The organism is Amycolatopsis sp. lyj-109 (assembly GCF_046548995.1).
Taxonomy (GTDB): Bacteria; Actinomycetota; Actinomycetes; order Mycobacteriales; family Pseudonocardiaceae; genus Amycolatopsis.
Map to the genome: position 1 here is coordinate 273,841 of NZ_JAJPWR010000009.1, position 12,619 is coordinate 286,459.

At 69.0% G+C, this 12,619-nt stretch carries 11 protein-coding genes and 1 pseudogene; 5 read left to right on the plus strand and 7 right to left on the minus strand.

Features of this window, described 5'->3' with window-relative positions; genetic code table 11:
- Nucleotides 1–61 precede the first annotated feature (61 nt).
- Together ACLJQF_RS22245 and ACLJQF_RS22250 are read left to right on the plus strand one after the other, a co-directional pair.
- Nucleotides 62–814 (plus strand): NADPH-dependent F420 reductase, encoded by a 753-nt coding sequence (locus ACLJQF_RS22245; protein WP_410611265.1) that lies wholly within the window; start codon nucleotides 62–64, stop codon nucleotides 812–814.
- Between the two features lie 34 nt (nucleotides 815–848).
- Complete coding sequence (locus tag ACLJQF_RS22250) at nucleotides 849–1,733, plus strand: SDR family NAD(P)-dependent oxidoreductase (RefSeq protein ID WP_410611267.1); 885 nt, start codon at nucleotides 849–851, stop codon at nucleotides 1,731–1,733.
- Nucleotides 1,734–1,746: 13 nt separating this feature from the next.
- On the opposite strand, the gene ACLJQF_RS22255 is transcribed toward ACLJQF_RS22250, so the two are convergent.
- From ACLJQF_RS22255 to ACLJQF_RS22275, 5 genes are all read right to left on the minus strand, one after another.
- Nucleotides 1,747–3,342 carry a Na+/H+ antiporter gene (locus tag ACLJQF_RS22255; RefSeq protein WP_410611268.1) on the minus strand — a complete coding sequence of 532 codons (1,596 nt, stop codon included), beginning with the start codon at nucleotides 3,340–3,342 and terminating at the stop codon, nucleotides 1,747–1,749.
- Nucleotides 3,343–3,389: 47 nt separating this feature from the next.
- Entirely contained in the window at nucleotides 3,390–4,379 is a 990-nt protein-coding gene (locus tag ACLJQF_RS22260; RefSeq protein ID WP_410611269.1) for an SMP-30/gluconolactonase/LRE family protein, read from the minus strand.
- 197 nt (nucleotides 4,380–4,576) lie between these two features.
- Nucleotides 4,577–5,470 (minus strand): helix-turn-helix transcriptional regulator, encoded by an 894-nt coding sequence (locus ACLJQF_RS22265; RefSeq protein ID WP_410611271.1) that lies wholly within the window; start codon nucleotides 5,468–5,470, stop codon nucleotides 4,577–4,579.
- A 136-nt stretch (nucleotides 5,471–5,606) separates the two neighbouring features.
- A complete protein-coding gene (locus ACLJQF_RS22270; protein WP_410611273.1) occupies nucleotides 5,607–6,488 on the minus strand; it encodes an aldo/keto reductase in 882 nt (293 codons plus the stop codon).
- Nucleotides 6,489–6,593: 105 nt separating this feature from the next.
- Nucleotides 6,594–7,574 (minus strand): aldo/keto reductase, encoded by a 981-nt coding sequence (locus tag ACLJQF_RS22275; RefSeq protein WP_410611274.1) that lies wholly within the window; start codon nucleotides 7,572–7,574, stop codon nucleotides 6,594–6,596.
- Nucleotides 7,575–7,702: 128 nt separating this feature from the next.
- Here ACLJQF_RS22275 and ACLJQF_RS22280 point away from each other — a divergent pair, with 128 nt between their 5' ends.
- The 3 genes from ACLJQF_RS22280 to ACLJQF_RS22290 are packed head-to-tail and all read left to right on the plus strand — an operon-like array spanning nucleotide 7,703 to nucleotide 10,580.
- Nucleotides 7,703–8,599, plus strand: coding sequence for a helix-turn-helix transcriptional regulator (locus ACLJQF_RS22280; RefSeq protein WP_410611276.1), 897 nt, complete (start codon nucleotides 7,703–7,705; stop codon nucleotides 8,597–8,599).
- A gap of 3 nt (nucleotides 8,600–8,602) precedes the next feature.
- Nucleotides 8,603–9,583 (plus strand): aldo/keto reductase, encoded by a 981-nt coding sequence (locus ACLJQF_RS22285; protein ID WP_410611278.1) that lies wholly within the window; start codon nucleotides 8,603–8,605, stop codon nucleotides 9,581–9,583.
- 16 nt (nucleotides 9,584–9,599) lie between these two features.
- Nucleotides 9,600–10,580 carry an aldo/keto reductase gene (locus ACLJQF_RS22290; protein WP_410611279.1) on the plus strand — a complete coding sequence of 327 codons (981 nt, stop codon included), beginning with the start codon at nucleotides 9,600–9,602 and terminating at the stop codon, nucleotides 10,578–10,580.
- Here the strand turns inward: ACLJQF_RS22290 and ACLJQF_RS22295 are convergent.
- Both ACLJQF_RS22295 and ACLJQF_RS22300 read right to left on the minus strand, forming a co-directional pair.
- On the minus strand, nucleotides 10,554–11,477 hold the full coding sequence (locus ACLJQF_RS22295) for a helix-turn-helix transcriptional regulator (protein ID WP_410611280.1): 924 nt from the start codon (nucleotides 11,475–11,477) through the stop codon (nucleotides 10,554–10,556). The genes ACLJQF_RS22290 and ACLJQF_RS22295 overlap by 27 nt on opposite strands.
- A gap of 82 nt (nucleotides 11,478–11,559) precedes the next feature.
- Nucleotides 11,560–12,604: pseudogene (locus tag ACLJQF_RS22300) on the minus strand (NAD(P)-dependent alcohol dehydrogenase).
- Between the last annotated feature and the right edge of the window lie 15 nt (nucleotides 12,605–12,619).

Here is a 12,619-nt window from a genome sequence, read left to right on the forward strand (position 1 = left end):
CGCGACCGAACATAAGTGACAGTCAGCTGTCACTTAACGGATGATCAGAAGGAGCGCGTCCATGACCGCAAGCCTGGGCCTGCTCGGCTCCGGCCGGATCGGCGGCACGCTGGCCCGCCTTGCGGTGGCCGCCGGTCTGGAGGTCGTGCTGAGCAATTCCCGCGGCCCGGAAACCCTCGCCGATCTCGTCGCCGAACTCGGTCCGAGGGCCCGTGCGGCAACCCCCGCCGAGGCGGCCGAGGCCGGCGACCTGGTCGTGGCCACCATTCCGCTGCACGCCTACGGCGAGCTTCCCGCGTCCGCGCTGGCGGGAAAGACCGTGCTCGACACGATGAACTACTACCCGCAGCGCGACGGCCGCATCGCCGAGCTGGACACGAACGAGCTGACCTCCAGCGCGTTGGTGCAGCGGCACCTGGCCGGCTCCCGGGTCATCAAGGCGTTCAACAACATCAGCTACTTCCACCTGCTCGACCTGGCCAGGTCCGCCGGGGCTCCGGACCGCAGCGCGCTGCCCATCGCGGGCGACGACCCGGTCGCGAAGGCCGAAGCGACTCGGCTACTGGACGCCCTCGGCTATGACGCGGTGGACATCGGCACCCTCGCCGAGAGCTGGCGGAGCGAACCGGATGCCCCGGGCTACGTCCAGCCGTACTTCCCGGCGGGTCGGCCCGAGGGGATGAGCGGCGAAGAGACCTTCCGCTGGTTGCTGGCAACCCCGGGAACGACGGTGCCCGCCGACCGGGTGCGGGAACTCGTCGACAGCGCTGTCCGTGGCCCCGCGGGCGGATTCGTCGACGCGCCCGGCCTGTGACCCGCGAACCTGACAGAAACGGAGAGAGAAGATCATGACCCACGATTCGGTGCGGGACCTGCGTGGCAAGACAGTGGTGATCACCGGCGCCAGCGCCGGAATCGGCGAAGCGGCAGCACATCGGTTCGCCGAGCTGGGCGCCACCGTGGCGGTGGTGGGCCGCTCGCCCGAGAAGACGGCGGCGGTCGCGGCCGCGGTCGGCGGCCGGGCACACCTGGTGGACTACGGATCGCTGGACGACGTGCGCCGGCTCGCCGCGGACCTGCTGACGGCCTACGAGCGGATCGACGTCCTGGCCAACAACGCGGGCGCCATCTTCGGCAGCCGCAAGACCAGCGCCGACGGCCACGAAATGACGTTCCAGGTCAACCACCTGGCGCCGTTCCTGCTGACCAATCTCCTGCTCGACCGGCTGGCCGAGGCCACGGACGCGCGGGTGATCAACACCGGCAGTTCGCAGTACCGCAAGCGGCACCTCGACCTGGATGATCTGGATAGCGCCGAGGGCAACTATCACAACCTCCGGGTGTACGGGACCTCGAAACTCGCCACTATTCTGTTCACGCGGGAACTCGCGCACCGCGTGCGAGGCACGGCCATCACCACGGCGGCTTTCCATCCCGGAGCAGTCGCCACCGAGGTGACCCGGGACAACGCGTGGCAACAGAAGTTGATGAAGTCCCCGTTGGGCAAGGCTTTCCAGGTTGCCCTGCGAACGCCGGCGCAGGGAGCCGATCCGCTGCTGTGGCTGGCCACCAGCGCCGACCCACGTCCGGCGAACGGTGCCTACTTCCACCGGCTCAAGCACGAGGACCCCCGCAACCCCCAGGCCCGTGACCAGCACCTGGCCCGGCAACTGTGGGAACGTTCGGCCGAGCTGACCGGCCTGGAGGCGTTTTCTCCCCCGTCTCCGCAGTAAGGGCCCGCTCTGTTCACTCGACAGTCTCGCGATGGGACAGGCGAACCTCCTCGATGTCGAGTCTGGTTTGGATCTGGCGGAGCACGGTGTCGTCGATGCGGTTCTCGTCGCGCAGCCGGGTCACGGTGGCCCGCTTGCGGGCGAGCAGTGCGAGGCGAAGCGCGGCGTAGTGCTGGTCGTGCCGCAGCGCCGGCTCGTCCACCATGCCGTCGGCTTCGGGCGCCCGGGCGCGGAGCACCCGCAACCGTTCCTCGAACTCGTCGCGGAGCCGGTCCGTCACCTCCTGGTCGGTGCCCAGCTCGGCGCTGACGTGGGGGAGCGCGGTGAGTGCATCTTCGGTGGCGAGGGTTTCGGCGAGGTGGCGTTCCCGCTCGACCCCGGTGTCGTGGGGGAGCCGTGCCCACCGCAGCACGCCGGGCAGAACCAGCGCCTGCACGACGAGGGTGACCAGGATGACCCCGGACGTGACGAAGATGATCATTTCACGGCCGGGGAACGCCGCACCGGAACCGAGCACCTCCGGCACCGCGAGAGCCAGCGCGAGCGAGACCGCGCCCCGGAAACCGGACAGCGCGCCTGCCACCCGGGCTCGGTGGCTCATCCGCCGCAGGCGCTGCTGGGGTCGCCGGTCGATCAGCCGGATCAGGTACACCGCGGTGAACTGGAACACCAGGCGCACGACGACGAGGACCGCACAGACGACGCCGACGGCGATCAGGGCATCGGTGCGATCGGTACCGGTCAAGCCGCGGAACGCCGACTGGGATTCCAGCCCGACCAGAACGAACAAGGCGCCGTTGAGCAGGAACGTGGCCAGCGACCAGAACGCCTGCGTCTGCTGGCGCGCATGGGCGTTTCCGACGCGCGGGCCGGCCTGGCTCATGATCAGCCCGCACACCACGACCGCCAGCACACCGGAGGCGTGGACGGCCTCGGCGAGCAGGAACGCGCTGAACGGGATCAGCACGATGGCCACGTTCTCCAGCAGTGGGTCGTCCAGGCGGCGGCGTACCCACGCACCCAGCCACGCGATCACCACTCCGGCCAGCGCTCCGGCGCCGTAGGAAAGCAGGAACTGCCCGCCGACGTGCGGCAGGCTGAAGTGTTCGTCGCCGAGGGTGATGCCAACGGCGAGGCTGTAGACGACCAGCGCGGTGCCGTCGTTGATCAGGCTCTCGGCGCGCAGCAGGGTGAGGGCGCGGCGTGGCAGCAGCCGTGCCACCACCCCCACCGCCGTCGCATCGGTCGGCGCGACGGCGGCGCCGAGCACCCACGCCGGTCCCCACGGCATCCCCAGAGCGTGCACGGCCGCGGCCACGGCTCCCGCCGTGACGATCACCAGCACGGTGCTCATGAGGACGACGCCACGCAGGTCCCGGCGCAGCTCCCGTAGCGAGGTGGTCAGGCTCTCCCAGTACAGCAGCGCCGGGAGGAACAGCAGCAGCACCGTCTCGGGCGGCAGGTGCACCTGCCGCAACGCCGGGACCAACCCCAGCAGCACCCCCGCGACCAGCAACAGGACATGCGGCGCGATCCGGAGACGTTGGCCCGCGAGGTGGCACAGCAGCACCGCGGCCCCCAGGATCACGACGAGTTCGAGACCGAGCAAGGGTTCATCTCCTGGAGGTGCGGTGCCGAGGTGTTCACGACGAGCGGTCAGTTCGGTGGGGTGAGCAGGGCGGCGATGTCGATGGTTCCGCGCAGCAGTTTCGCGTCGTGGGGTTCGGCCAGCCCGCCGTTGGTGATGTACAGCGATCGGCCCCTGACCGCGGTGGCGGTGGGCGAGGCGAGGCCGTCCGAAGCGGTCAGCACCGTGCTGCGTGTTCCGTCGGGGTGGACGACGACGATCTGGTTCGGCCCGTTCAACGCAGCGAACACCACGTCAGATCGGCTGTTGAGGAAGTTGAAGTCGTCGATGCCCTCCACGTCGTCGCTGACGACGTGGATCGGTCCGGCTGTCCCGGCCGTGGTGACCGGAATCCGCAGCAAGGTGCCCTGGCTCAGGTTGGCGACCCACACGGCACCTGCGTGGAAGCGGAGCCCGTTGGCACCGAAGGACGTGGACGGCGTCGGCGCGAGCGCCCGATCAGCCAGCCAGCTGCTCGCTGGTCCGCCGCTCGCGGGAGCGGTCCACACAATGGCCTTCGTGCTGTCACTGACGTAGAGGGTGCGTCCGGCGGGATCGATCGCCAGGCCGTTGGGCAGTCCGTCGGCGGGCAGCGCGACGATACGGCGTGGGGGATGGTCGCCCGTGATCCGCCAGATGCCGGTGCGGGACGGGTCCGGGGACCACACGTTGTAGTAGACGGTCCCGTCGTCACCGCGCGTGTTACCGGTGATAGTGTCGCCTTGCTGCCCGGTCACGAGCACCGTGCGCCGGGCACCCGGACCGATCCTCAGCAGCTGCGGCCGTTGACCGGCCGGGCTGCCCAGCATCGAGACGGTCAGTGAGCCGTCCGGATCGACGGTGATGTTCTCGGGGGACTGGCCCGCGCTGAAGTCGAACGCCTGGACAGTCCGGACATCGGTCACGATCGGGCGCTGGACGGCCAGAGCGGTTCCCGGGCCGGCCGTGGATGTCGACGCGATCAGCACTGCTGCGGCGAACACCTTTCCCCATCGGCGTCTCGTGGTCGCGCCAGTCACGACGTTCCTCCTCAGTGGACGATAGGTCGGCGAATCGTTGTGGACCGCCGCTGCGGCCTCGGTGGCCGGGCACACCGAGCCTGGCGGTCCCGCGAGCCGCGTGACAGGCCGCGTTGTACAAGGGAGCGACGTTCAGTTGTGCGACAGGGCACCTCACGGCGAACAAGAAGCAAATCTTGACGTAAAGCCCGGAGCGGTCAGAACCGGTCGGTCGGCGCGGGTGACTCCTGGGCCAGTTCCTGGGTCGCGGCCCAGCTGGCCAGCATCTTCAGCCCGTCCGCCGTCGGGCTGTCCGCGGGTGCGGTGTAGACGTTGAGGCGCAGGCCGGGTTCGGAGGGCAGGTCCATGGATTCGAAGTCCAGGTCGAGCTGGCCCACGACGGGGTGCCGGAGCCGTTTCCGGCCGCTGCGGTGAAACTGGACGTCGTGGGAGGCCCACCGTTGCCGGAACAACTCGCTGCGGGTCGAGAGCTCGCCGATGAGTTCGACCAGCGCCGAGTCGTGCGGGTTGCGGCCCGCTTCCAGGCGGAGCATCGCGGCCGCGTCGGCGGCGACGCGGTCCCAGTCGACGAAGAAGTCCGGTGCCGCGGGGTCGAGGTAGATGAACCGCGTGGTGTTCGCGGGCCGGCGTGGGTCGGCGAGGATGGGCGCGTAAAGCGCGCGGGCGAGGCGGTTCATGGCGATGATGTCGTGGCGTCCATTGCGGACCCAGGCGGGAGCGTCGCCGATCGCGTCGAGGACCTGGTGGATGGCGGGCCGCACGGTGGTCGGCGACCCCCCTCGGCGCCGGCGCCGAGGGGGGTCGGCGGCGCGGGCGAGGGCGTAGAGGTGATCACGTTCGGCCTCGTCGAGCCGCAGCGCGGTGGAGAGCGCGTCGAGCACGCTCTCGGAGGTGCCGGAGAGGTTGCCGCGTTCCATGCGGACGTAGTAGTCCACGGACACGCCGGCGAGCATCGCGACTTCTTCGCGGCGTAGTCCCTTGACCCGGCGGTTCCCGCCGTACGCGGGGAGCCCGGCCTGGTCGGGTGTGATCCGTGCCCGCCGCGAGCTGAGGAACTCGCGGACCTCGGCGCGGTGGTCGAGCTGCGTCATGAGACCAGCGTAAGTGCTTGCGGCGGATGAAGGAGGCCCTGTCATTACCCTGAAGAGCCGGGCCTCCCCGGACGCTCCGGATCGTCGTCGGCGGCGACGACGGTGCTGGGGAGACGCGGCTCCCCAGCACCGTCGCTCAGGCTTCGGGGATGTTCAGCCCGAACGTTTCCAGCGTGACGGCTTCGGGGTCGGGGCCGCCGCGCACCCCCGTGTCGAGGGCGTCGATCGCGGCGAGCTCTTCGGTGGTCAGCTCGAAGTCGAAGACGTCGAAGTTCTCGGCGATCCGCTGGGGGTTCGTCGACTTCGGGATCAGCGAGCGTCCGTGCTGCATGCCCCAGCGGAGCATCACCTGGGCCGGGGACTTGCCGTGTTCCTGGGCGATCCGGGCGATGGTCGCGTCCTCGAGGGTGCTGGTGTGCCCGCTGTCGCGGTAGAAGGTGATGCCGCCGATCGGTGACCACGCCTGCGACAGGATCCCGTGCTCGGCGTCGGCGGCCAGCACGTCGGGCTGGGTGAAGTACGGGTGGATCTCGATCTGGTTGACGGCCGGGACCACCGACGTTTCCTTGCGCAGCTTGTCCAGGTGCTCGCGCATGAAGTTGCTGACGCCGATGGCGCGCACCCGCCCGTCGCCGAGGAGGGTTTCCAGCGCGCGGTACGCGTCGACGGTGAGCTCGAAGCGGCCGGGCAGTGCCTGGTGCAGGATCAGCAGGTCGATCTGCTCGACGCCCAGCTTGCCCGCGCTCTTGTCGAAGGCGTGCAGGGTGGCGTCGTAGCCGTAGTCGCTGATCCAGATCTTGGTTTCGAGGAAGATTTCGGACCGGGCGAGCCCGGACCGGCGGACGGCTTCCCCGACCTGACGTTCGTTGCCGTAGGCGGCAGCGGTGTCGATGTGCCGGTAGCCGGTCCGCAGCGCGGTCTCGACGGCCGCGACCGTTTCGTCGGGCGGGGTCTGGAAGACGCCGAAGCCCAGCGCCGGCATCGTGACCCCGTTGTTCAGCGTGAATGTCATGGCCATGCCTTCAGGCTAGGAAACCGCGGAGCGGGGAGGGAGGGCCTGGCATTACTCCGATGGTCGTCCGATCGAGTGGTCGGCTCGGAATTCCGCCTGGTCGAGTGAATGTCAGCGGTTGATGAGTCGCTGAAGGTGCTCGGGGTACCGGGCACCTTGCACCTCGATCTTCGCCGCGGCGCTCTCGATCTCACGAAGGTCGTCAGCTGTGAGATCGGCCGCCGCCGCGGCGACGTTCTCTTCGACGCGCGCCACCCGCCGGGTGCCTGGGATCGGGACGATCCACGGCTTCTGGGCCAGCAGCCAAGCGAGCGCGACCTGAGCAGGGGTGACGTTCTTGCGCCTCGCAACCGTCTGCAGCAGTTCGACCAGGGCCAGGTTGTTCTCGAGCGCTTCCGGCGCGAAACGCGGGAAGGTGTTGCGGAAGTCCGAGCTGTCCAGCGGCGCGTTGATGCTGCCGGTGAGGAATCCCTTGCCGAGCGGGCTGAACGGGACGAAGCCGATGCCGAGTTCTTCCAGGGTCGGGAGGATCTCGGCTTCCGGCTCGCGCCACCACAGTGAGTACTCGCTCTGCAGGGCCGTGACCGGCTGGACGGCGTGCGCGCGGCGGATCGTGCCGGTTCCTGCTTCGGACAGCCCGAAGTGCTTCACCTTGCCCGCCTGGATGAGGTCCTTGACCGCTCCGGCGACGTCCTCGATCGGCACATCCGGATCGACCCGGTGCTGGTAGAACAGGTCGATAGCGTCGATGCCGAGCCGTCGCAGTGACGCGTCGGCGACCTGCTCGATGTGCTCCGGGCGACTGGACAGGCCCGCGGGTCCGCCGTCCGGGTCGAACCGGAACCCGAATTTGGTGGCGATGACGACGCTCTCCCGCAACGGTGCCAGGGCTTCGCCGACGAGCTCTTCGTTGCTGAAGGGGCCGTACGCCTCGGCGGTGTCGAAGAATGTGACGCCGCGCTCCACCGCCGCACGGATCACCGAGATCATTTCCTGCCGGTCGGCGGATCCACGACGGCCGGTCATGCCCATGCAGCCGAGCCCGACGGCCGAGACTTCCAGTCCACTGTTGCCCAGTATGCGTTTCTCCACGGTCGCCAGCGTGCCGCCCGCCCGCGCCCGGTGGAAGGCCGCGCTGTGGCGGGTATCGGTGTTCAGTGCTGCGATGGGGCACCCCACGTGCCTTCCACGCAGGTCAAAGCGCCGCCACACTCGAAGGTATGAACCCTTCCGAGCGCGTCAGCGGCACTGAGCTGGGGTGCTTCCTGCGCGCCTGCCGTAACCGCCTGACCCCTGCCGAGGTCGGCCTTACCGCGGGCTCGGGCCTGCGCCGCACACCTGGGCTACGCCGTGAGGAACTGGCCACCCTGGCCGGAATCAGTATGGACTACTACAACCGTCTCGAGCGCGGGAAGGAGACCCGGCCCAGTCCGTCCGTTGTGGATGCTCTCGCCGCGGCCCTCCGGCTGGAGGAGACGGAAAGTGAGCACCTGCGCATTCTGGCCGTGCGTGCCGCCCGGACCTCGCCCGAGCCTCCGGCTGCGCCCGGCCGCGTGGTGCGACCCGGTGTCGAGCTCCTGCTGGAGAGCATGCGGCCGCACCCCGCGCACGTCGTCAGCCGTACGGGTGACCTGCTGGCGCACAACCCCGGGGGCCTGCGCTTGCTCGCCGGTATCGAGAGCTGGCCGGTCAAGCAGCGCAACGTCGCCCGCTACCTGTTTCTGCACCCCTCGGCCCGCGAGGTGTTCGCAGACTGGGGCAACCAGCTTCGCGGTTGCGTCGCCTTTCTCCGCGCTCTGGCGGGCACCGACCCCGATGCCCCCGATCTGACCACTCTTGTGGGCGAACTGTTGCTCAAGAGCCCGGAGTTCGCCCGCCTGTGGGCGCGTTACGATGTGAAGGGCCACTCCCACGGCCGCAAGACGTTCCGCCATCCCGACGTCGGCGAATTCACTCTCGGATTCCAGTCCATGCGTCTGCCGGACACCCAGGGCCAGAATGTCGTCGTCTACCACGCCGAGCCCGATACTCCCGAGTACGACGCGATGGTGCTGCTCGACATGGCCGCATCCGAGCCCCCGGCCACTGTCGACAATGGATTCACGAAGAAGGAGTAGTTCATGGAGTACACGCGTCTGGGCACGTCCGGACTGAAAGTCAGCCGGATCGCGCTCGGCTGCATGAGTTTCGGCGTCCCTTCGGAAAGGATGGCCTGGACGCTCGACGACGAGGGCGCCGAGCCGATCTTCCAGCAGGCCGTCGAGCTCGGCGTCACCTTCTGGGACACCGCGAACGTGTACGGCGCGGGTAGTTCGGAGGAGATCGTCGGACGCGCGCTGAAGAAGTACACCCGGCGCGAGGAAGTCGTGCTCGCGACCAAGGTGTTCTGGCCCATGCGCCAGGGACCGGGCGGGTCGGGTCTGTCCCGGAAGGCAATCCTCGAGCAGGTCGACGCATCACTGTCGCGGTTGGATACCGACTACATCGATCTCTACCAGATCCACCGCTTCGATCCCGGAACTCCCATCGAGGAGACGATGGAGACCCTGCACGACGTGGTCAAGGCGGGCAAGGCCCGTTACCTCGGTGCTTCGTCGATGTGGGCGTGGCAGTTCGCCAGGATGCAGCACGTCGCCCAGGCGCGTGGGTGGACCCGGTTCGTGTCCATGCAGGACCAGTACAGCCTGATCCACCGCGAGGAGGAGCGGGAGATGTTCGGCCTGCTCGCCGACCAGGGGGTGGGAAGCATCCCCTGGAGTCCTCTCGGAGCGGGAAGGGTGACCCGGCCGTGGGGGGAGCAGTCGTCCCGCCGTTCCGAGGGCAATCCCAGCGTCGATTTCCAGGGCCGGCCCCTCTTCCTCGACACCGACCAGGGCATCGTCGAGGCCGTGCAGCGGATCGCGGAGGCCCGCGGCGTTCCCATGGCGCGCGTCGCGATGGCATGGGTGCTGAAGAACCCCGTGGTCACCGCGCCGATCGTGGGCTCGACCAAGCCGCACCACTTGGCCGACGCCGTCGCCGCGCTCGACATCCGGCTCACCGACGACGAGGTCCGTTCCCTCGAGGAACCCTACGTGCCGCGCCTGCCCACGTTCTTCTGACAAGAACAGGACTTTCATGGAGTACACGAAACTCGGCTCGAGCGGTCTCACGGTGTCCCGCATCTGCCTCGGCTGCATGAGCTACGGGGACCCGGCCTCCGGCGACGGCCAGCACCCGTGGTCGCTCGACGAAACCGCCAGCCAGCCGTTCTTCCGGCAGGCACTCGACGCGGGTATCACCTTCTTCGACACGGCGAACATGTACTCGGAGGGTACGAGCGAGGAGATCGTCGGCCGCACGCTGCTGTCGATGGTCCCGCGGGACCGGGTCGTCATCGCGACCAAGGTGTTCGCCCGGATGGGCCCCGGCCCCAACGGCAGCGGGCTCTCGCGGGGAGCGATCATGACGCAGGTCGACGCGAGCCTGCGACGGCTGGGCACCGACTACATCGATCTGTACCAGATTCACCGGGTCGATCCGGAGACGCCGTGGGAGGAGACCCTCGAAGCGCTCCACGATCTGGTCAAGGCCGGCAAGGTGCGCTACCTCGGGGCGTCGTCGATGTGGGCCTGGCAGTTCGCCAAGGCGCTCCACCTCGCAGACCTGCACGGCTGGACACGTTTTGTGTCCATGCAGGACCAGTACAACCTTCTCTACCGAGAGGAGGAGCGCGAGATGCTGCCCCTGTGCCGTGATCAGGGCATCGGAGTGGTCCCGTGGAGCCCGCTCGCCCGTGGCAGGCTCACTCGGTCCGCGGACGAGGTGACCGACCGGTCGAGGGCGGACGACATCGCCCGCAAGTGGTACCAGGGCGAGTCCGGCCGGCAGATCATCGATGCGGTGGCGACCATCGCCGAGCAGCGGGGTGTGCCCCGTGCCCAGGTCGCGCTGGCCTGGCTGCTGTCCCGGCCCGGGCTCACGGCCCCCATCGTCGGTGCGACGAAGCCGAATCACCTCGACGATGCCGTCGCGGCGCTCGACGTCCGGCTCTCCGAGGACGAGATCACCGCTCTCGAGAAGCCGTACGTGTCACAGCCCACCGTCGGCTACGCCTGACCCGAGTGTGGACGTGGCCGGTTCGGCAGTCTGTGCCCGTTTTGTGCTGTCGAGCCGGACCATCGCGTCGTAGTCGGGGCTACCCGGCTCGCTGTAGTACACGACCAGGTGCTGACCGGGGGCGCCGCTGAGTGTCATGCCGTGGTACCCGAGGGTGAGATCGCCGGCCTCGGGGTGGTGGAAAGTCTTGTGGCCATGAGTGTTGCCCTTGACGTCGTACCGGTCCCACAAGCGCGCGAACTCGGGGCTCTTGCGCAGGAGTTCCTCGACGAGGACGGTGAGGTCGGGATTGTCCGGCTCGACGCCGGCGAGGGCTCGCAACCACGCGACACTGCCACGGACCTCGTTGTCCCAGTTGTCGAACGCGTCGCGGGCGGCAGGGTGGAGGAAGACGTAGCGGACGATGTTGCGCTGCTCGGCCGGCCAGTCCTCGAGCCCGGGGAAGAGACCCAGGCCGCCGGGGTTGGCGGCCAGCACCGCGAACGTGCCGGTGACGACGTGCGCCGGGTTGGGTCGCAAGCTGTCCAAGAGCAGTTCGATGCCGGGAAGCACGGTCTGGCCGGCGGCGATCGTCGATGTGGTGGCGGGCCGGTCCGCACCGGCGGCGAGGTCCCGCAGGTGCTTGTGCTCGACCTCTCCCAGCCGCAATGCGTGGGCGAGCGCATCGATGACGGAGGAGCTGGGGCGCGTTTCCGTCCCGCGCTCGAGGCGTGCGTAGTAGTCGATGCTGACGCCGGCGAGGGTGGCCAGTTCCTCGCGGCGCAGCCCGGGCGTGCGGCGCAGCCCGGACGCGGCCGGGAGGCCGACGTCCTCCGGTGTCACCTGGGCGCGGCGGGCACGCAGGAAGCGCCCCAGCTCGGTGCGACCGTTGCCGCTGCGGTGCTGCTCAGGTGCCATGCTGTCCAGTGTGACAGGTGGCCGGGAGGAGCGCGGCGCAGCGGCGGCCAGGCCATTTCACTCGTCTGGGTGACGCGTGCGTTCAGGCCAGCGTCGAGGTGTCGAGGACGAACCGATACCGGACGTCGGACGCGACCAGGCGGTCGTAGGCCTCGTTGATCTTCCCAGCGGGGATGACCTCGACCTCGGTACCGACGCCGTGTTCGGCGCAGAAGTCCAGCATTTCCTGCGTCTCCCGGACGCCGCCGAGCGAGTAGGTGTAGACGCGACGGGCCGCGGCGATGGCCGGAACCGGGAACGAGATGGCGGGCTCGCCCGAGGTGCCCACGGTGACGAAGACGCCGTCGAGCCGCAGCAGGTTCAGGAACGCGCCCAAGTCGAGATTCGCACTCACCGTGTTGATGATGAGGTCGAAGGTTCCGGCCAGCTTCTCGAAGGTCGTCGGGTCGCTCGTCGCGTAGTAGTGGTCGGCGCCGAACCGCACGCCGTCGTCCTGCTTGCTCAGGGTCTGCGACAGGACGGTGACTTCGGCGCCCATCGCGTGCGCCAGCTTGACGGCGACGTGGCCGAGCCCGCCGAACCCGACCACGGCGACCTTCTTGCCGGGACCGGTACCCCACCGGTGCAGCGGCGAGTAGGTCGTGATTCCCGCGCACAGCAGGGGCGCTGCCTCCTCGAGCGTGAGCGCCTCGGGAATCCTGAGGACGAAGTCCTCGGTCACGACGACGTGAGTGGCGTCGCCGCCCTGAGTGGTCGTGCCGTCCTTGTCGGTGGCGCCGTAGGTCAGCACGTTGCCGTTGAGGCAGTACCGTTCTTCACCTTTCCGGCAGTTCCCGCATTCCTGGCACGAGTCGACAATGCAGCCGACCCCGACCCGGTCACCGGGAGCGTGCTGGGTGACGGCCGAGCCGACCGCCGTGACGACGCCGGCGATCTCGTGGCCGGGCACCACGGGGTAGGGGCTGAGGTCCCCACTCGCCGCGCACGGCGTGCACGTCGGAGTGGCAGATGCCGCAGTACTGAATCTCGATGAGGACATCACTCGGCCGGAGTTCGCGGCGCTCGATGGTGGCCGGGCCGAGCGGCTCGGTGGCGGACGCGGCGGCGTAGGCGTTGACGGACTGCACGTTCCTCTCCTGGAA

What these genes read in the sequence shown, in the direction of transcription:
- ACLJQF_RS22245 (WP_410611265.1), top strand. Translation starts at nt 62, where the DNA reads ATGACCGCAAGCCTGGGCCTGCTCGGCTCCGGCCGGATCGGCGGCACG.
- ACLJQF_RS22250 (WP_410611267.1), top strand. Translation starts at nt 849, where the DNA reads ATGACCCACGATTCGGTGCGGGACCTGCGTGGCAAGACAGTGGTGATC.
- ACLJQF_RS22265 (WP_410611271.1), bottom strand. Translation starts at nt 5,470, where the DNA reads ATGACGCAGCTCGACCACCGCGCCGAGGTCCGCGAGTTCCTCAGCTCG.
- ACLJQF_RS22270 (WP_410611273.1), bottom strand. Translation starts at nt 6,488, where the DNA reads ATGGCCATGACATTCACGCTGAACAACGGGGTCACGATGCCGGCGCTG.
- ACLJQF_RS22280 (WP_410611276.1), top strand. Translation starts at nt 7,703, where the DNA reads ATGAACCCTTCCGAGCGCGTCAGCGGCACTGAGCTGGGGTGCTTCCTG.
- ACLJQF_RS22285 (WP_410611278.1), top strand. Translation starts at nt 8,603, where the DNA reads ATGGAGTACACGCGTCTGGGCACGTCCGGACTGAAAGTCAGCCGGATC.
- ACLJQF_RS22290 (WP_410611279.1), top strand. Translation starts at nt 9,600, where the DNA reads ATGGAGTACACGAAACTCGGCTCGAGCGGTCTCACGGTGTCCCGCATC.
- ACLJQF_RS22295 (WP_410611280.1), bottom strand. Translation starts at nt 11,477, where the DNA reads ATGGCACCTGAGCAGCACCGCAGCGGCAACGGTCGCACCGAGCTGGGG.